This is a genomic window from Aquabacterium sp. (assembly GCF_016234775.1).
In the GTDB taxonomy this organism is placed as follows: Bacteria; Pseudomonadota; Gammaproteobacteria; order Burkholderiales; family Burkholderiaceae_C; genus Aquabacterium.
The window spans coordinates 21,799-40,830 of sequence record NZ_JACRAH010000027.1; the positions used below are offsets into that span (position 1 = coordinate 21,799).

At 61.6% G+C, this 19,032-nt stretch carries 18 protein-coding genes and 1 tRNA gene; 12 read left to right on the plus strand and 7 right to left on the minus strand.

Translation table 11 applies throughout. The features are described from left to right. The first annotated feature begins 95 nt into the window (after positions 1 to 95). The 5 genes from bfr (at position 96) to HY836_RS08005 (ending at position 3,936) form a co-directional block, all read left to right on the plus strand. The gene (bfr, locus tag HY836_RS07985) at positions 96 to 575 is read left to right on the plus strand and encodes a bacterioferritin (RefSeq protein WP_290675261.1); all 480 of its coding nucleotides are present in this window, start codon (positions 96 to 98) and stop codon (positions 573 to 575) included. A 120-nt stretch (positions 576 to 695) separates the two neighbouring features. Further along, entirely contained in the window at positions 696 to 908 is a 213-nt protein-coding gene (locus tag HY836_RS07990; RefSeq protein ID WP_290675263.1) for a (2Fe-2S)-binding protein, read from the plus strand. Positions 909 to 1,081: 173 nt separating this feature from the next. Further along, positions 1,082 to 1,633, plus strand: coding sequence for a hypothetical protein (locus HY836_RS07995; protein WP_290675265.1), 552 nt, complete (start codon positions 1,082 to 1,084; stop codon positions 1,631 to 1,633). A gap of 77 nt (positions 1,634 to 1,710) precedes the next feature. Further along, positions 1,711 to 2,718, plus strand: coding sequence for a D-2-hydroxyacid dehydrogenase family protein (locus HY836_RS08000; RefSeq protein WP_290675267.1), 1,008 nt, complete (start codon positions 1,711 to 1,713; stop codon positions 2,716 to 2,718). Positions 2,719 to 2,730: 12 nt separating this feature from the next. Then, positions 2,731 to 3,936 carry an MFS transporter gene (locus HY836_RS08005; RefSeq protein WP_290675269.1) on the plus strand — a complete coding sequence of 402 codons (1,206 nt, stop codon included), beginning with the start codon at positions 2,731 to 2,733 and terminating at the stop codon, positions 3,934 to 3,936. A 100-nt stretch (positions 3,937 to 4,036) separates the two neighbouring features. Here the strand turns inward: HY836_RS08005 and rlmB are convergent, their stop codons facing one another. Together rlmB and HY836_RS08015 are read right to left on the minus strand one after the other, a co-directional pair. After that, positions 4,037 to 4,774, minus strand: a complete 738-nt coding sequence (rlmB, locus tag HY836_RS08010; protein WP_290675271.1) for a 23S rRNA (guanosine(2251)-2'-O)-methyltransferase RlmB — start codon at positions 4,772 to 4,774, stop codon at positions 4,037 to 4,039. Between the two features lie 21 nt (positions 4,775 to 4,795). Next, positions 4,796 to 5,497: an ABC transporter ATP-binding protein gene (locus HY836_RS08015; protein WP_290675366.1), complete on the minus strand. Its 702-nt coding sequence runs from the start codon at positions 5,495 to 5,497 to the stop codon at positions 4,796 to 4,798. Between the two features lie 43 nt (positions 5,498 to 5,540). On the opposite strand from HY836_RS08015, the gene HY836_RS08020 reads away from it, so the two are divergent. Beyond that, positions 5,541 to 6,185 (plus strand): arylesterase, encoded by a 645-nt coding sequence (locus tag HY836_RS08020; protein WP_290675368.1) that lies wholly within the window; start codon positions 5,541 to 5,543, stop codon positions 6,183 to 6,185. A gap of 6 nt (positions 6,186 to 6,191) precedes the next feature. On the opposite strand, the gene phaR is transcribed toward HY836_RS08020, so the two are convergent. The 5 genes from phaR to HY836_RS08045 all read right to left on the minus strand — a co-directional run bounded on the left by phaR (position 6,192) and on the right by HY836_RS08045 (position 11,349). Then, positions 6,192 to 6,767 carry a polyhydroxyalkanoate synthesis repressor PhaR gene (gene phaR / locus HY836_RS08025; RefSeq protein ID WP_290675273.1) on the minus strand — a complete coding sequence of 192 codons (576 nt, stop codon included), beginning with the start codon at positions 6,765 to 6,767 and terminating at the stop codon, positions 6,192 to 6,194. A 99-nt stretch (positions 6,768 to 6,866) separates the two neighbouring features. Next, positions 6,867 to 7,769 (minus strand): hypothetical protein, encoded by a 903-nt coding sequence (locus tag HY836_RS08030; protein ID WP_290675275.1) that lies wholly within the window; start codon positions 7,767 to 7,769, stop codon positions 6,867 to 6,869. Positions 7,770 to 8,010: 241 nt separating this feature from the next. Beyond that, positions 8,011 to 8,087 (minus strand) — tRNA-Val (locus tag HY836_RS08035). 20 nt (positions 8,088 to 8,107) lie between these two features. Continuing rightward, complete coding sequence (locus HY836_RS08040; protein WP_290675370.1) at positions 8,108 to 10,324, minus strand: bifunctional (p)ppGpp synthetase/guanosine-3',5'-bis(diphosphate) 3'-pyrophosphohydrolase; 2,217 nt, start codon at positions 10,322 to 10,324, stop codon at positions 8,108 to 8,110. Positions 10,325 to 10,398: 74 nt separating this feature from the next. Further along, entirely contained in the window at positions 10,399 to 11,349 is a 951-nt protein-coding gene (locus HY836_RS08045; RefSeq protein ID WP_290675277.1) for an alpha/beta hydrolase, read from the minus strand. Positions 11,350 to 11,425: 76 nt separating this feature from the next. On the opposite strand from HY836_RS08045, the gene HY836_RS08050 reads away from it, so the two are divergent. The 6 genes from HY836_RS08050 (at position 11,426) to dnaJ (ending at position 18,932) form a co-directional block, all read left to right on the plus strand. Next, complete coding sequence (locus HY836_RS08050) at positions 11,426 to 12,208, plus strand: 3-hydroxybutyrate dehydrogenase (protein WP_290675279.1); 783 nt, start codon at positions 11,426 to 11,428, stop codon at positions 12,206 to 12,208. 3 nt (positions 12,209 to 12,211) lie between these two features. Next, a complete protein-coding gene (gene mnmC / locus HY836_RS08055) occupies positions 12,212 to 14,365 on the plus strand; it encodes an FAD-dependent 5-carboxymethylaminomethyl-2-thiouridine(34) oxidoreductase MnmC (RefSeq protein ID WP_290675281.1) in 2,154 nt (717 codons plus the stop codon). A 14-nt stretch (positions 14,366 to 14,379) separates the two neighbouring features. Then, entirely contained in the window at positions 14,380 to 14,811 is a 432-nt protein-coding gene (locus HY836_RS08060) for an RNA-binding S4 domain-containing protein (RefSeq protein WP_290675283.1), read from the plus strand. 207 nt (positions 14,812 to 15,018) lie between these two features. After that, a complete protein-coding gene (grpE, locus tag HY836_RS08065; protein ID WP_290675285.1) occupies positions 15,019 to 15,564 on the plus strand; it encodes a nucleotide exchange factor GrpE in 546 nt (181 codons plus the stop codon). A gap of 146 nt (positions 15,565 to 15,710) precedes the next feature. Further along, on the plus strand, positions 15,711 to 17,651 hold the full coding sequence (gene dnaK, locus HY836_RS08070; protein ID WP_290675287.1) for a molecular chaperone DnaK: 1,941 nt from the start codon (positions 15,711 to 15,713) through the stop codon (positions 17,649 to 17,651). Positions 17,652 to 17,789: 138 nt separating this feature from the next. Then, on the plus strand, positions 17,790 to 18,932 hold the full coding sequence (dnaJ, locus tag HY836_RS08075) for a molecular chaperone DnaJ (RefSeq protein ID WP_290675289.1): 1,143 nt from the start codon (positions 17,790 to 17,792) through the stop codon (positions 18,930 to 18,932). Positions 18,933 to 19,032: the final 100 nt, after the last annotated feature.

Here is a 19,032-nt window from a genome sequence, read left to right on the forward strand (position 1 = left end):
GGGTGGTTGCGGGTAAACCTTAGGAGTATAACCGATCCTGTCACCATCCAGTCATCCACCCCATCCACCGGGGCCAAAGAAGGAGTGAGAAATCCATGAAAGGCGATCCCAAGGTCATCGAACACCTCAACGCCCGGTTGAAGAACGAACTGACCGCCACCAACCAGTACTTCTTGCACTACCGCATGCTGAAACACTGGGGTTTCGACAAGCTGGCAAAGAAGGAATATGAGGAGTCGATCGGCGAGATGAAGCACGCCGACAAACTCATGGAACGCATTTTCATGCTCGATGGCCTGCCCAATCTGCAGGATCTGGGCAAGATCATGATTGGCGAGGATGTGCCGGAAATCCTGTCTTGTGACCTGAAGCTGGAGTCTGGCGCCCAAGGCGCGATCAAGGATGGCATCGCCTACTGTGAGTCGGTGCGTGACTACGTGTCCCGTGATCTGCTGCAAATGATCCTGGATGACACCGAGGAGCACATCGACTTTCTGGAGACCCAACTCGACCTACTTGGCAAGGTCGGGCTGCAGAACTACCTCCAGTCAGTCATGGGTGAGATATCGAGCTGACGCGGTGCAGACGGGGCCCATCCGCTCAATCAAGCCCCTACAAACCACTTGATCATGTGTTTGCATGCGAATCATTCTTATTTACAATGATCGCATTGCATCCCTGATCGAGTGGTGAACATGATTGTCTGTGTCTGCAACCGCGTCTCCGACCGAGACATCAAGCGTCTGGCCGCGGCCGGCTGCGACTCTTTCGAGGCGCTCCAACTGGAAACCGGCGCGGCAACCTGCTGTGGTTGCTGCGAAACGTGCGCGCGTGAAACGCTCGCCTCGGCGTGCGCCGAAGAAGCCACCCGGCACGCTGCCCGCCACATCACCTTGGCCCCGGCTTGAGCCCCCATTCGAGACTTATTCCCGCCTTGAACGACTTCGTTGCATTTCGTTTCAAAGCGTGGGAATCAGGCCTTTTCAGGGCATTTTCAGGCCTTGCCCAGCCCTCAAGCTGATGCCATCAGCGCCGATACCAAGGACGAACCGCTGAGTAAAGCGGAAATCCAGAGGGCGACATGGCATCCACATTCTTCTCGAACGACGACGCAGCACCCGCAACGCCAGCCGAGATGACGGCGACGCTGGCCGCCAGGCCAACGCTGACGTCCATCAAGTGCGGGCCAATGGAACAAGACACCGTCCTTCAGCATGAAGGCACGCCGTCCAGCCTCGGGCTACGCAGGACTGAAGTGGTGCCCCCTTCCCTCTTTTCGCGTAGCCGCCCCATGTGGAAAGCATGGATCACCGGCTTCTGGTGCTGGCTGTGGGACATGGATGAGCTGCCTCGCTCACCTGCACCCGCCACGGGCTTGCGCAAGGTGAAATCCGAATTCAACTCCGCCATGTGGGACCTGCAGTCCATGCGCGCCAATCAGGTTCGGGCCTTGGTGGAGCAAGCCCGCTCCTTGCGCGAACTCTGGCACCTGCGTGCCGATGTGTTCCGCGTGATCTCGGTTCACCGTGGGCAGATTGAAGCGCAACTGCGTCTGGATGCCCTGGATAGCCATTTTCCTGTGCGCTCATCCGTCCGCGAAGAAGCTCGCTCATCCCGAGTGACGACCTGGTAAAGACACAAATCTTGCCCCTTGCCGGGCGAGATCGTTGTCAACCGTAGCAAAATGAAGGCTGGACTGCAATCAGCCCCATGAACATCATCATCCTGGACGACTACCAAGACGCCGTCCGCAAACTGCACTGTGCATCCAAGCTGGATGGCCTTGCCGCCAAAGTCTTCACCAACACTGTCAAAGGGACAGGCCAGTTGGCAGTGCGCCTTCGAGACGCCGAAGCCCTCGTGCTGATACGCGAGCGCACCCACTTTCCGAAGTCATTGCTCGACAAGCTACCCAAACTCAGGCTGATCTGCCAGACTGGCCCGGTGGGGAGCCACATTGACATCGACGCCTGCTCGCAACGAGGCATCGCCGTGGCAGAGGGCCTGGGCTCGCCCTATGCGCCCGCTGAGCTGACCTGGGCGCTCGTGATGGCGGCCATGCGCAGACTGCCCCAATACATTGGCAACCTCAAACATGGCGCGTGGCAGCAATCCGGGCTGAAGTCGGCGTCCATGCCAGTGAATTTTGGCCTGGGCATGTTGCTGCGGGGCAAGACGCTGGGCGTCTGGGGTTATGGGCGCGTCGGCCAACTCGTGGCAGGTTACGGCAAGGCGTTCGGCATGCATGTGACCGTGTGGGGCAGCGAAGCGTCAAGGGCACGTGCGCAGGCCGACGGCTACATCCCTGCCCCTACGCGGGAAGCCTTTTTTGAGGCTTGCGACGTGCTGAGCCTGCATCTGCGCCTCAATGACAGCACGAGGAATCTCATCAAGCTGGAAGATCTCAGCAGAATGAAACCGACCTCGCTGCTGGTCAATACATCGCGCGCGGAGTTGATCGACGATGGCGCCCTCGTGGCAGCACTCAATCGGGGGAGACCAGGACTGGCAGCCGTGGATGTGTTCGAGAGCGAGCCCATTATGCAAGGACACCCGTTGCTGCGGCTGGAAAACGCCGTGTGCACACCACATATCGGCTTTGTCGAGCAAGACAACTACGAGCAGTTGTTCAGTACGGCCTTTGACAACCTCCTGAACTTTCTTGCGGGCACACCGACGAACATCGTCAACCCGGACGCGCTTCGCGTTCATCACTGAGGCCCCTCGCGCTTGGAGCTTGAACGTACCCTGCCCCGCCAGGACATGAATGCGGCGCGCTGGGCGTTGCTGGCCGGCAATTTTGTGATCGGATGCGGCGTCATGGTGGTGGGTGGTGCACTCAATGACCTGACCAGATCACTGAACATCAGCGTCACACAGGGTGGTCATCTGATTGCCATTGCGGCCGTGATGATGGGGGTGGGGGCGCCGTTGCTGGCAGCCGCTGTGGCACACATGGATCGGCGCAAGTTGCTCACCTGGGCCATGCTCTGGTATTCACTTGGGCATGCGCTGTGCGCATTGGCACCCAACTACGAGTGGCTGTGGCCCGTGCGGGCCTTGACCGTGTTGTCTGCAGCCGTGTTCACCCCCCAGGCTGCCGCCACCATGGGCTTCATGAGCACGCCCGCGCACAGGGGGCGCCACATCACTTTTGTATTCATGGGCTGGTCGGTAGCCTCTGTTGCGGGCATGCCGATGACCGCCTGGATAGGCGAGCGCATGGGATGGCGCCTGGCCATGATGTTGGTCGCTGCAGGCGGGCTGCTTGCCGCCTGGATGGTGCACAAGAGCCTGCCAGCCGGTATCCGCCCGCCAGCCTTGTCGATGCGTGCGTGGCGCAAGGTGTTTCGATCGCCGCTGTTGATGGCCGTGGTCCTGGTCACGGCCTTCCAGAGTGCAGGGCAATTCACGGTGCTGGCTTATGCTGCGCCCTTGTACAAATTTGAATTTGACGCCAACCCGGAACAGATCAGCATCATGTTTGCGTGGTTTGGTTGCCTTGCCCTGGCCGGCAATCTGATCCTGAACCGCGTGGTGGACAAGATGGGGGCCGCGCCGGCCGTCACGATCACGCTCAGCATGATGGTGGTCAGCTTGCTGGCCTGGCCGCTTGGCCACACCCTGCCCTTGCTGGCTTTGGTCCTCGTTCCATGGGCCTTGAGCGGGTTTGCCGCCAACTCGGGGCAGCAGGCACGATTGGGCGGCCTGTCACCGCGCCTGGCACCCGCCTTGATGGCCTTGAATACGTCGGCCATTTACCTGGGCCACGCCGTTGGCGCATCAGGTGGGGGCTGGTTGCTGACCCACCATGGCTACGGACAGCTTCACTGGTTGGGCCTCGCCCTGATGCTCGTCGCCTGGGCCCTGAGTTGGTGGGCCCAGAAGATGTCCCTCCCACGAAGCGCCTTTGACACGCCCCCTCAAGGGGGCTGAGCCTGGAAAGGGAAGGGGCAAGGCTTCAGCCCTGGTGCGACCTGCGAGACACGCCAGCGGACTGGCGTAGCTGGATTTCTGTGGCGGCCGCTGGGTCGCTTCAAGTCAAACGCTGACGGCGCGCCTCGTACAGGCAGACGCCACTGGCCACGGATACGTTCAGACTGGACACGCCGCCCATCATCGGGATGCTGACCAGTTCGTCGCAGTGCTTGCGGGTCAACTGCCTCATGCCCGAGCCTTCCGCGCCAAGCACCAAGGCAACGGGCCCCTTGAAGTCACGACCTTCGTAGAGGCTGTGCGGCGCATCGTCGGAGGTGCCGATGATCCAGATGTCACGTTCCTTGAGTTCGGTCAGCGTGCGCGCCAGGTTCGTCACCATGAAGTAAGGCACGGTTTCAGCAGCGCCGCTGGCCACTTTGGCCACCGTGGCGTTCACACCCACGGCGTGATCTTTGGGCGCAATCACGGCATGTGCCCCAGCACCATCGGCCACGCGCAGGCAGGCCCCCAGATTGTGCGGATCGGTCACGCCATCCAGCACCAGCAACAAGGCAGGCTCGGTCAAAGAATCCAGCAAGTCATCCAGTGAATTGCTTTGCTGAATGGCCTCCACACGCGCCACAACGCCTTGGTGGCGATGCGTGCCCGCCAGCTTCTGCAACTTGTCGTCATCGCTGTCGATGACCTTGAGGCCGGCTTCTTCGGCCTTGGCCAGAAACTGCTTCATGCGTTGATCGCGGCGAGACGCGTCAACGTGCAGTTCACGAATGGATTTGGGCGCGACCTTCAGGCGCACCGAGACGGCATGGAAGCCAAATAGCAGTTTCAGACTCATGCCGGCATCCTAACCGCTGAATCAGGGCGCGACCTGCCCGGCACTGATGCGAAGCTGGCTGTGGCAGCGCTGGGCGATCTGGCTATCGTGCGTCACCAGGATCAAGGTTGTGCCGTTTTCGCGGTTGAGGTCAAACATGAGGTCCATGATGGCCTGCCCAGTGGCGTGATCCAGGCTGCCCGTGGGCTCGTCGGCCATGAGGATGTCCGGGTGCATGACGAAGGCACGTGCCAGGGCCACACGTTGCTGCTCGCCACCGGACAACAAGGCAGGCCGATGCCGCAATCTGCCACCCAGGCCGACACGCTCCAACATGGCCGAGGCCTTGGAGCGCGCATCCTTGTCGCCACGCAACTCCATGGGCAGCATCACGTTTTCAAGCGCAGACAAATGCGAAATGAGTTGAAAGCTCTGAAAGACGAAGCCCACGTGGCGGGCGCGGTGAGCCGCCCGCTCGTCCTCATTGAGTTCGAACAGACTTCGGCCGCACATGAGCACCTCGCCGCTGCTGGGCACATCCAACCCGGCCAGCAAGGACAGCAAGGTGCTCTTGCCCGAGCCAGATGCCCCAACGATGGCCAGTGACTCCCCTGCCGGCACGGTCATCGTGATGTTGTGCAAAATGGCCAAAGGGCCACCCGAATCGGCCACGACCTTGCTCAGATCTCGTGTCACGATGGCGGGCGCCGCAGTGGCGATGTGAGTAGATTCCGAAGACGACATGGGCATGAACGAATTGAGGCTTTCTGCGCTAACAATGAATCAGATCAAGACCAACTGTACGCGACGCGGGATTCTCATTGCAGTAGCAGGCTTTTGGGCCGCGTGCCATGGCGCACTCGCCGCGCCCGGCAAGGCTGCCTCCATTCTGGTTATGGGGGACAGTTTGTCAGCGGAATATGGTTTGCCCAGAGGCACTGGTTGGGTGGCGTTGCTGCAGGCCAGATTCAAGGCTCATGGCGTGCCAGGGGACGTCATCAATGCCAGCATCAGTGGCGAAACCACATCTGGCGGACTGACGCGCCTGGCACCGCTGCTCAAGCAGCATCAGCCTACGCATGTGGTGATCGAACTGGGCGCCAATGATGCGCTGCGCGGGCTGCCACTCAAGAGCAGTCAGGCCAATCTGCAGGCCATGATCACGCTCAGCCAACAAGCCGGCGCCAAAGTGCTGTTGATCGGGATGATGGTGCCGCCCAACTACGGCAAGCGTTACGCGGATGACTTCCAGAGTATGTTCCCCAGCCTGGCGCGGGCTCATCACACGGCGCTGGTACCTTTTCTGCTCAAGGGGATTGCCGACAGGCCCGATGCACGCGACTGGTTTCAGGCGGACGGTATCCATCCGCTGCCCAAAGGGCACCCGATCATGTTGGATCAGGTGTGGGTGGCGCTCAAGCCGCAACTGTGAGGCGACTTACTTCTTGGGTGTCAGCCCGGCGCCCAGATTGCCCATGAGGGTCTCGGCCTGCTTGCTCATCTGATCCTGCATCTGGGTGAACATCTGGCGCGACTGCTCGATGTAGCCGCCCATGAAGTTCTGCATCAGCGGATTCTGCAGGTTGATCACCGAGTTTTCAGTAAGCCGGGACTGCAGATCAATGAACGACTGGATGTTCTTTTCCAGGTAGTTGCCCATCAGCCCCTGCATGGTGTGCCCATAGAAGCGGATGATCTGGGCCAGGGCCTGGGTGGAGAACATGGGCACACCCGCCGTTTCTTCTTCCAGGATGATCTGGAGCAGGATGCTGCGCGTCAGGTCCTCCCCGGACTTGGCATCCAGCACCACGAAGTGCTCGCAGGCCATCACCATGTCCTTTACGTCGGACAAGGTGATGTAGCTGCTGGTACGGGTGTCATAGAGTCGCCGATTGGGGTACTTCTTGATGACGCGTAAGCCGGCTTTGGCCGCAGCCTCAGGAGATTCGTCCGTCGGTGGCAGTGCATCGCTCTCGTCAGCTTGTGTGCGGCGACTTTTGGGGGCTGCGCTCATGTCCGTCTCCTTTGGAATGAAATGCATTGTAGGAGCGGATTGAACCAGCCCGATGCAACTATTGCACTCCCGCATCATCGGCTCGAAACCGAACGGCGTTCAGGGTGCCATCTGCGCACCAGGATCCGACAAACTCAGTGCAGCCAGGAGCAGGCCCTGAGCCGTCGCATGGAAGTCTGACGGCGGGTCTTCGGGCGGGAAATTCGAGGGCCAGAACTTGTGCCAGATCTGCCGGAAAACCCATGGCTGAAACCAATGTGGGGCGCCCTGAAACATACGGTCCCCACTCCACCCCCCGTCCGCTCGCTGCTGCTCAAACACCTGCCTCAGCCAGACTGGCTTGACGGCTTGGGGCCCAGCCAGCCAGTAGAGCATCAACACACGCTGAATGTAAGCGTCCTTGAAAACCGGGTCGAGGTGCATTTGTAGTCGCACGTCGGCAAGTAACTCTTCACGCAATGGCCCCGTGGCAGGCTTTACGGCGCACCCCATCTGGCGAGTCAACTCCACGCCCATCAGTTGATGCGTCGAGCAGACGTTGTCTCGACCGAAAACTTTGAGCGCCATCGGCCTGCAGGCATTGGCCTCCAGAAATTGCGTTGTAGTCTGCCCCTCCACGCCCAACTCGACCGGAGCGCAAGTCACTGCATGGTAAAAAAGCTTTTGATAAGGCGACAGTTCGGCCAGCAATGCTGGGTCATGAACCACGGAGGCCTGAGGTTCGACCATCCTGCGCCAAGGTACAGTCTCATTGTCGCCGACGAATATCTGCCTCCTGGCGCGCTGCACAAGCTCCTTGAGGTATGGCTCATCCTGGTGTTCCGACGCCACACGCAGCATCCACCATAGTGCAGCATTGCCATCGCCGAGCACCTCGGCCTCATGGTTCTTGAACCAATTGAGCGCATGTTGGTAGGCCTGTCGCCGTTCAGTCATGCTCGGCGTCACGTCCGATCGATTGCCACGCCAGGCAAGCGCCCCCCAGATCAAAGCGAGCAGCAAGCCCCCCATTGCGGCGGCCATGCCTAACCTTCGGAACCACTTTCCCATTTCCCACCCCAGATTGAATGTCTGGGCAGCATTTTGAATGCAACGCAGACTTGCGCGTTGCCGACGTAAGCTGCGTACAGACGTAAAAAAACCGCCTTGTGAGCGGTTTTCGGTTTTGCCAGCTAAACCCTTGGTAGGGACGCCGGAAGGGGGGTATCTGGCAATGACATTTTGTTCCCATCACTGAAAGTGATGGTAGGCGCGATTGGATTCGAACCAACGACCCCCACCATGTCAAGGTGGTGCTCTAACCAACTGAGCTACGCGCCTGGAAGACCATGACTATAGCACTATTTTCGCCTTGCGCGCAAGACGCCGTTAATTTGCGACACTTTGGCGAGCATGGCGCCCAACTTGGCGGTGTCACCAGTCTGCACGGTCAGGGTGATGTTGATGCGCTCCTTCACGACCTGGCTGTGCAGGGACAGCACGTGGATCTTGCCTTGCGCCAGCACATCGCACACGTCACGCAGCAAGCCCGTGCGGTCATGAGCCTCGACCAGCACGTCGACCGCGTACTTCGCCGAATCGGCCACGGCCTGGCGCCCCCATGCCACCGGGATGATGCGCTCAGCATGCCGCCCCATCATCTGGCGGAAGTTGCTGCAGTCCTGCCGGTGCACGGCCACGCCTTTGCCACGGGTCACGAAGCCACCGATGGCATCAGGCGGTGCAGGCTTGCAGCAACGCGCCAGTTGCGTGAGCAAGGAGTCCATGCCGACCACCAGCACACCACGGCCATCGCCGCCCAGATCGACCTCGCCTTTGGACAGGCGGTGCGTCAGGAACTCGTCGGGATCGGGTTCGGGTTCCGCGGGGCGCAGGTGCTGTTCGATGTTGCGCAGCGAGTACTCGTCCTTGCCCACCACGTCGAACAAGGCATCGGCATTGCGAAACCCGAGGCTGCTGGCCAGGTCTTCCAGCTTGGTGGCGGTCTTGCCCTCGCGTTGCAGCAGCTTTTCAACGGCTTCGCGCCCACGCGCAATGCAGGCTTGCTGAGCCAGTGCGTTGAACCAGGCCTTGACCTTGGAGCGTGCGCGGTGGCTGCGCACGTAACCTAGTTCGGGGTTGAGCCAGTCCATGGACGGCCCCCCATCCTTGATGGCCATGACCTCGATGGTCTGGCCGCTTTGCAAGGCGGTGTTCAAGGGCACCATGACACCATCGATCTTGGCGCCGCGGCAGCGGTGTCCCAGATTGGTGTGTAGCGTGTAAGCCAGGTCAATGGGCGTGGCGCCTGCCGGCAGGTCGATGATCTCGCCGCCAGGCGTGAACACGTAGATGCGATCTTCAAACAGGCCGTTGCCCGCCGCGCCGCTGTGCTCGGTGTCCGCCGCAGCCAGGTCGCGCTCCCACGCCAGCAACTGGCGCAGCACGGTCTTGCGCGCTTCGGCCACACGGCTTTCGAAATCACCAGCTGCCTGCACACCTGCATAGCCCTTGGTGCCGGCTTCCTTGTAAGCCCAGTGTGCTGCCACACCGCTTTCAGCATGGTCATGCATGGCCTGCGTGCGGATCTGCACCTCGATGAAACGACCCTGCTCGTCCCTCACGATGGTGTGAAGAGACTGGTAGCCATTGGGCTTGGGCCTGGCGATGTAGTCGGAGAACTCGTCGGCCTGCGCCTGCCAGACCTCGTGCACGCGGCTGAGGGCGGCATAACAGGCGGGCACATCATCAACGATCACGCGCAAGGCGCGGATGTCGAAGACCTTGTCGATCGACAGGCCCTTGCCCTGCATCTTCTTCCAGATGCTGTAGAGGTGCTTGGGCCTGCCTTGCACCTGCGCATGGATGCCCGCCTCGCGCATGGCATCGGCCAGTTGGTGGCGCACCTGCTCAATGTGCTGCTCTCGCTCCAGCCGCTTTTCCTGCAAGGACCTGGCGATGCCCTTGTACGCATCGGGCATCAGAAAGCGGAAGGACAGGTCTTCCAGCTCCCACTTGATCTGCCAGATACCCAGCCGATTGGCTAGAGGCGCAAAGACCTGCATCGATTCACGCGCCAGCGCACGAGGGCACGGCAGCTTGCTCTCGGCATAGTGCCGCAAGGTCTGCAGGCGCGAGGCTAGGCGCAAGAGCACCACGCGCAGATCACGCGAGAAGGCCAGCAGCATCTTGCGGATGCGCTCGATCTGCTCGGCCGCCAGCGGGCCTTCGGCGTTGTCACCCAATGCATCGCGGGCGTTGCGCTGCACATGCACCAGCTTGCGCGTGTGAGCGACGATCCCGGCGGCGTCGGCCCCGAACGCACGTGCAATCACGTCCTCAGGCTGAGTCAGGTATTCACTGGCGTAGACCAGGTAAGCTGCCGCACGCAAGGACGGCGGTGCGCCTATGCCTTGCAGGATGAAGCTCACGCCATCGGCATGGGTGAGCGCGTCTTCGCCGGTATCGAAACGTTGAGCCAGCAGCAGGGGCTCGGCAAAAGCACGAGCCTTGGCCAGAAGTTGCTCGGAGGCAGAAGCCCCCTGCTGCTGTTCGCCCGGCTCACCACCCGGTGCCATCTCGGCCAGCTCCACGATGGGGGCATGAGCGAGCGCATCCGTTGTTGAGGCGACCGGGTTGAGCAGACCTGTTTTCATGCAAGAAGGAAATGGATCAGCGGTTCAAGCTGGGTCGGGTTGTTGAGCGTCGGGGCGTGGCCCACGCCTTCGAATTCGATCAGTTGCGCCTTGGGGCCGCGCTGTGTCATGTCGGTGGCGGTATCGATGTCCAGCAGATCAGAATTCTTGCCGCGCAAGAGCATGACCTGGCACTTCAATGCGTCGTAGACCTGCCACAGCATGGCTTCACCACTGGTGGCGCTGTCTTGTGTGATGGTCTTGAAGGGCTCGGCCAGCGCTGGGTCGTAGTGCAGGACCAGGCCATTGCCATCAGGCGCCGGGCGCAGCAAGGGGCGCGACAGGTTCAGCCACTGCTCTGGTGTGTGGGGCCCGAAACCGGTAGAGATGCTCCAGAGGTAATCGGCAGCCTGCTGCTCGTTGTCAAAGCGCATGGGCTGACCCAGGTACTCGCCGATGCGCACCATGGCTTCATAGCGCAGCTTGGGGCCCACATCGTTGAGCACGAACTTGCGCAGCTTCACGCCACTGACTTCAGGCGGCAGGGTCGAGAAGCCCAGACCAATCAATCCACCCATGGATGTGCCCACCCAGTCGATCTCGAGCGGCTCGGTGGCCTTCACCTGGGCGCGCAACTGTTGCATCAAGGCAACCATGTCCGCCACATAAGAAAAGACTTGATAGCCCTTGGCATCGGCCAGCCAGTCCGAATGGCCGCGGCCCACCACATCGGGGCAGATCACCTGGTAGCGGTCGCACAGGCTGCGCGCCAGGCTGTCGAAGTCCCTGCCCTGGCGGCTCAGGCCGTGCACACAGATCAGGATGCGCGGATTGGACGCATCACCCCATTGCCAATAAGCCATGCGGTGCGTCTGGGCATCGGTCTTGCTGGCACCCGGACATGTCACATATTGAAGGACCGGCTCCATGCCGGATGCAGATGATGTGTCGTTCTGAATACTGGTCATGGCTATACGTTTGGATGTGTCGTCAGATAATGGGCCAGTCCACATTGTGTTTCTTCTTGCCGACAGGAGGCCCGAGATGTTGAATGGAAAAACCGCCCTCGTGACAGGTTCCACCAGTGGGATCGGTCTGGGGATCGCCGAAAAACTCGCTGCACAGGGTGCCAACATCATTCTGAACGGATTTGGCGACGTCGAGGCGCCCAAGGCTTCTGTCGCATCGGCGGGACAGGCTCATGGCGTGAAGGTTGGTTACCACGGTGCGGACATGTCCAAGCCTGCCGAGATCGAGGCCTTGTTTGCGTATGCCCAGGCCGAGTTCGGTGGCGTGGACATCCTGGTGAACAACGCCGGCATCCAGCACGTGTCCAACGTGGAGAACTTCCCCGTCGAGAAGTGGGACGCCATCATCGCCATCAACTTGAGCTCGGCCTTCCACACCATGCGCCTGGCTGTGCCCGGCATGCGTGCGAAGAACTGGGGCCGCATCATCAACCTGGCGTCGGCGCATGGCCTTGTGGCCTCGGCTGGCAAGTCGGCTTATGTGGCGGCCAAGCATGGCCTGGTCGGCCTGACCAAATCCGTGGCACTGGAAACCGCCACCACGGGCGTGACGGTCAACGCCATCTGCCCCGGCTGGGTGCTGACCCCGCTGGTGCAAAAGCAGATCGATGCCAAGGCAGCCAATGAAGGTGTGTCGCTGGCGGAAGCGCAAAAAGGCCTGCTGGGCGAAAAACAACCTTCCTTGCAGTTCGTGACGCCAGGTCAGCTGGGCGATCTGGCCGTGTTCATGTGCTCGCCAGGCGCCGACAATGTGCGTGGCGTAGCCTGGAACGTGGACGGCGGCTGGGTGGCGCAATAAAGCATGACGGTGGAGCCCGCAACCCTTGGCGAGCTGACCGAGGGTTACGCGGCGGGTGTGCCCTACTCGCCGCTTTACGACGATCTGTATCACCCCGCCAAGGGCGCCTGGGCCCAGGCGCAACATGTGTTCATGGCGGGCAATGGCCTGCCCGGGCGCTGGCAGGGCCGCACCCGCTTCGTGATCCTGGAGACGGGCTTCGGCCTGGGCAACAACTTTCTGGCCACTTGGGCCGCCTGGCGCGCCGATGCGCGGCGTTGCGACCACTTGGTCTTCATCTCGATTGAGAAGCACCCATTGCATCGCGACGATCTGGCGCGGGTGCATGGTTTGCCTGGCGACAAGGTGGTGGACCTGGGCAAGATGTCTGACAGCGATCGTGCCGCCCGCTTGGAACTGGCACAGCGCCTGACAGACGCCTGGCCTGCGTTGACGCCTGGCATGCACACGTTGCACTTTGACGAACCGGCGGATGGCGGCGTCAGCACCAGTCATGCCGACAAGGTGACCAGCCCCGCACCACAGCGTGTCACCCTGCTGCTGGGGCTGGGCGACATCGCCGACCTGCTGCCCAAGTTGATGGCCAGCGTCGACGCTTTCTACCTGGACGGCTTTGCCCCCGCCAAGAATCCGCAGATGTGGGATACCGGATTGCTGTCGAGGCTGAACCGGCTGGCCGCGCCGGCCTGTACGGCGGCCACCTGGTCATGCGCCCGCCCCGTGCGTGACGCCTTGACCACGGCAGGCTTCAACGTGGAGCGCGTGGAGGGCTTTGCCTACAAGCCGCACATGTTGCGCGCCAGCTACCAGCCCCGCTTCACGCCACCACTGCAGGCCGGCGGCTGGCACCCGGAACCCGCACAACCCGAGGATCGCCACGCCATCATCATGGGTGCGGGCCTGGCAGGCTGCGCAGCAGCGCGGGCACTGTGCCTGGAGGGCTGGCGCGTCACCCTGATCGACCAGCACGAAGGGCCAGCCAGAGAAGGCTCCGGCAACCCCGGTGGCATGTTTCACAGCGTGCTGCATGCCGAGGATGGCATCCACGCGCGGGCACACCGGGCGGCGGCCATGGCCACCTGGCGAATGGCCCAGGGCTGGATCAAACAGGGGCAACTCAACGGACAGGTCGATGGCTTGCTGCGGCTCGATGGCAAGACCACAGCCGAACAAGCGCGTGAATGGCTTTCGCAGCAAGCCTTGCCTGCAGATCATGTGCAGTGGCTGGATCAGGAGCAGGCTCGAATGCTGTCAGGCCTGCCTGTAGAAAGTGGTGGCTGGCTGTTTCACCAAGGTGGCTGGCTGCACCCGGCCGGCCTGGCCAGCTTGATGCTGGAATCGGTTGCCTCGCTGACACGCGATGGGCAGCCCTTGTTGGGCACAGTCTGGGGCCAGGCTGTCACAGCGATCACGCAGACAGCGGCTGGCGACTGGCAAGCGCGTCGCGGTGACGACGTCCTGGCTTGCGCGCCAACGCTGGTCATGTGCAATGCCATGCAGTCCAACCATCTGCTGGAAGGCCTGTCGCCCAAGCAGGCCGTGACCACCTTGCCGCTGAGCGCGGTGCGCGGGCAGATCTCCCGGATGCCACTGGCCTCAACCGAAGGCCTCCAGCGCCCTCATTTGCCGGTGGCCGGCAGCGGCTACGTGCTGGCCCTGCCAGACGATACCTTGCTGTGCGGCGCCACCACCCAGCACCATGATGACGACCCCGCAGTGCGCGAGGCCGACCACCGCCACAACCTGCGTCAGGCCGCGCGACTGGGCGCCTGCCCCTCCTGGCCCGAATCCCACGCCCTGCCCGAACAACTGCAAGGCCGCACAGCCTGGCGCGCAACCACGCCCGACCGTTTGCCACTGGTCGGCGCCCTGCCCTGGAGCCAGGAACGCCTCACCGCTACCCAGACCAGCCGCCGCCTGGACCAGGTCAGACTCATTCCCCGGCAACGCGGTGAAAGAGGAGGGCTCTTTGCCATGACCGGGCTCGGCTCCCGCGGTATCACCTGGAGCTGCCTGGCCGCCGAGTTGCTCGCGCACTGGGTCACCGGCAGCCCTTGCCCCGTTGAAACTGATTTGCGTGATGCACTCGACCCAGCCCGCTTCCTGGTACGTCAGATGACGCGCCCCAGCAAGACGCCGCCACATAAGGCGCAGTAAAGTAGCCCCATCACATGAAAGACGAGAACCGCCCACTCCCTGGCTTGACTGAGCGCCTGCGCCTGGACAAATGGCTCTGGGCCGCCCGCTTTTACAAGACACGCAGCCTGGCCGCCGACGACATCGACAAGGGCCGCATCCAGGTCAACGAGCAGGTGGCCAAGCCCTCGCGTGAACTGAAGGCGGGCGATCGGGTGGACATCCGCAACGGCGCCCTGACCCGCACGGTGATCGTGCAGGCGCTCAGCACCGTGCGGGGCCCGGCGCCCCAGGCGCAGCAGCTCTACGAAGAGACGACAGAGAGCATCCAGCGTCGGGCGAACTTCCAGGAGCAGCGCAAACTGGCCAGCGAACCCGCTGACGCCATTGAGCAGGGCCGCCCCACCAAGCGTGATCGGCGCCAGTTGGCGGATTGGCAGCGCTGGTCGGCCAGCGTGGACGAATAAGCCTGCCCGCCACGACAAGGGCAGGACCAAAAAGGTCGTCCGAAAAATCAAGCCGCCAGTTTCTCGCCAGATGGCAAAGGCCTGCGACAATCGTGGGTTCGGCGCTGTTACAAATTTCTTCGACAAACGGGCTTGAAAAGCCTGGCATCGCCCTGAAATGCGCATGGTTTTCGCATTCCTCCAACCTAATTTCAAGAAGCACGCGAGATGAGCGACACGTCCGCCACCCCAGAGCAACAAGCTGCACCCGGTACCGCCGGTGCACCCGAAGAAGTCGGTTTTGTGCCCGTTGAGCAGCAACTGGCTGAACTGATCGCCAAGCACGCCGAAGTGTCCGACGCCTACCTGCGCGCCAAAGCCGAAGGCGAGAACATCCGCCGTCGTTCGGAAGAAGAAATCAGCAAGGCCCGCAAGTTCGCGGTCGAATCCTTCGCCGAAAGCCTGCTGCCCGTGCGTGACAGCCTGGAAGCCGCGCTGGCCTCCCACGCAGCCAAGCCTGACACCCCTGTTGAAACCGTGCTCGAAGGCGTGCAGATCACCCTGCGCCAACTGGCATCCGCCCTGGAGCGCAACAAGGTGCTGGAAATCAATCCCGCCGCCGGCGCCAAGTTCGACCCTCACTTCCACCAGGCCATCAGCATGGTGCCTGCCGACCAGGAAGCCAACACCGTGGTGGGCGTGCTGCAAAAGGGCTACTCCATCGCCGAGCGCGTGCTGCGCCCTGCCCTGGTGACCGTCGCTGCGCCGAAGTAAACAAACCAGTCCGCAACCGTCCTCCAAACCCTGTTTTGTCCGCAAATAGTTGGAACAGGGCCTTGAAAAAAGGAACGGTTGTTCACATATCAGTACACAAGCGGAAGCACGAAGCTTCCAAAGCAAATTCGATAGGAGCTATCTAAATGGGCAAGATCATTGGTATCGACCTGGGCACCACCAACTCGTGCGTGGCCATCATGGAAGGCAACACCACCAAGGTGATCGAGAACAGCGAAGGCGCTCGCACCACCCCTTCCATCATCGCGTATCAGGAAGACGGCGAGATCCTGGTGGGCGCCTCGGCCAAGCGCCAGGCTGTGACCAACCCCCGCAACACGCTGTATGCCGTGAAGCGACTGATTGGCCGCAAGTTCACTGAAAAAGAAGTTCAAAAGGACATCGACCTGATGCCCTACACCATCGCGGCAGCCGACAACGGCGACGCCTGGGTTGAAGTGCGCGGCAAGAAGATGGCGCCTCCCCAAGTGTCGGCCGAAGTGCTGCGCAAGATGAAGAAGACCGCGGAAGACTACCTGGGTGAAGAAGTCACCGAGGCCGTCATCACTGTACCGGCCTACTTCAACGACGCACAACGTCAAGCCACCAAGGACGCTGGCCGCATCGCCGGCCTGGAAGTCAAGCGCATCATCAACGAACCTACCGCTGCTGCGCTGGCCTTCGGCCTGGACAAGCATGGCGCCGGTGACCGCAAGATCGCCGTGTATGACCTGGGCGGCGGCACGTTCGACGTGTCCATCATTGAAATCGCCGACGTGGACGGCGAAAAGCAGTTCGAAGTGCTGTCGACCAACGGTGACACCTTCCTGGGCGGCGAAGACTTCGACCAGCGCATCATCGACTTCATCATCACCGAGTTCAAGAAGGAATCTGGCGTTGACCTGTCCAAGGACGTGCTGGCCCTGCAGCGCCTGAAGGAAGCCGCTGAAAAGGCCAAGATCGAACTGTCTAGCAACACCCAGACCGACGTCAACCTGCCCTACATCACGGCTGACGCCACCGGCCCCAAGCACCTGAACATCAAGCTGACCCGCGCCAAGCTGGAAAGCCTGGTTGAAGAGTTGATCGAGCGCACGATTGCCCCTTGCCGCATGGCCATCAAGGACGCAGGCGTGGCTGTCGGCGACATTCAGGACATCATCCTGGTTGGCGGCATGACCCGCATGCCCAAGGTGCAGGACAAGGTCAAGGAATTCTTCGGCAAGGAACCCCGCAAGGACGTGAACCCTGACGAAGCCGTGGCCGTGGGCGCTGCCGTGCAAGGCCAGGTGCTGGCCGGTGACCGTACCGACGTGCTGCTGCTGGACGTGACCCCGCTGTCCCTGGGTATCGAAACCCTGGGCGGTGTCATGACCAAGATGATCACCAAGAACACGACGATCCCGACGAAGTTCGCACAGACCTTCTCGACCGCCGATGACAGCCAGCCTGCCGTGACCATCAAGGTCTACCAGGGCGAGCGTGAAATGGCCTCGGGCAACAAGATGCTGGGCGAATTCAACCTGGAAGGCATCCCACCCGCACCACGCGGCGTGCCCCAGATCGAAGTGGCCTTCGACATCGACGCCAACGGCATTCTGCACGTGAGCGCCAAGGACAAGGGCACCGGCAAGGAAAACAAGATCACCATCAAGGCGAACTCGGGCTTGTCCGAGGAAGAAATTCAGAAGATGGTGAAGGACGCCGAACTGAACGCAGCCGAAGACAAGAAGAAGCTGGAAATCGTTCAGGCCAAGAACCAGGGCGACGGCCTGGTGCACAGCGTGCGCAAGTCCCTGACGGAATACGGCGACAAGCTGGAAGCCGACGAGAAGGACAAGATCGAAGCCGCGATCAAGGAAGTTGAAGAAGCCCTCAAGGGCGACGACAAGGACGACATCGAGGCCAAGACCAATGCCCTGATGACCGCCAGCCAGAAGCTGGGCGAGAAGATGTACGCTGACATGCAGGCCACTCAAGGCGCTGCGGGTGCAGCCGGCGCCGAAGGTGCCGCTGGTGCAGAACAAGCCAAGCCCGCTGACGACAACGTGGTCGACGCCGAGTTCAAGGAAGTCAAGAAGGACTGATCGGGGCACGGGGCGCCAACGGTGCCCCTCGCTCCAGCAGACAGGGCACAGGCCGTGTGAGCGTCAAGCTCATGCCCTGTGCCTTTGTTGGATCTAGACAGACCAGCACGCGACACACTCGCACAGCCCATCAAGATCATGGCAAAACGCGATTTTTACGAAGTTCTGGGCGTCGCCAAGGGCGCCTCGGACGACGACATCAAGAAGGCCTACCGCAAGCTGGCCATGAAGTTCCACCCTGACCGCAATCAGGGTGACAAGGCCAAGGAAGCCGAAGAGAAGTTCAAGGAGGTCAAAGAGGCCTACGAGATGCTCTCCGACCCCAAGAAAAAGGCGGCCTACGATCAATACGGCCACGCTGGCGTGGACCCGAACATGGGTGCCGGCCGTGGTGGCCCTGAAGGCTTTGGCGGCTTTGCCGACGCCTTTGGTGACATCTTTGGCGACATATTCGGCCAGGGTGGTGGTGGGCAGCGCCGTGGTGGTGGCCCGCAGGTCTACCGAGGCAGCGACTTGTCGTACGCCATGGAGATCACGCTGGAAGAAGCCGCCGCCGGCAAGGACACGCAGATCCGTATCCCCGCCTGGGACGAATGCGGCGTCTGCCATGGCTCCGGCGCCAAGCCCGGCACCAGCGCCAAGACCTGCCCGACCTGTAATGGCTCCGGCACGGTGCACATGCGCCAGGGCTTCTTCAGCGTTCAGCAAAGCTGCCCGCATTGCCAGGGCACCGGCAAGGTGATCCCCGAGCCCTGCACGGCCTGTCATGGTCAGGGCCGCGTCAAGAAGACCAAGACGCTGGAAGTCAAGATCCCGGCCGGCATCAACGAAGGCATGCGCATCCGCTCGGCAGGCAACGGCGAGCCTGGCACCAATGGCGGCCCTCCTGGTGATCTGTACATCGAGATCCGCATCAAGCAGCACGACATCTTCGAGCGCGATGGCGACGACCTGCACTGCTCGGTGCCCGTTCCGCTGACGTCGGCTGCGCTGGGTGGCAACATCGAAGTGCCCACGCTGGGTGGCAAAGCGGAGATCGAGATCCCCGAAGGCACGCAACATGGCAAGACCTTCCGCCTGCGCGGCAAGGGTATCAAGGGCATCCGCTCCAGCTACCCTGGCGATCTGTACTGCCACATCTCCGTGGAGACCCCCGTCAAACTCACCGAGCACCAGCGCAAGCTGCTCAAGGAGCTGGACGAGTCCTTCAAAAAGGGCGGCGAAAAGCATTCACCCAACTCCAAGAGCTGGACAGACCGCGTGAAGAACATCTTCAAGTAAACGCGCGCCACCTGACAAGACATAGGCACCTGGAAAGGTGCCTTTTCCATTTTTGGACAGGGGTTTCCCCCGTGCGCTGCCTCAAGTTTGTGCACATGCT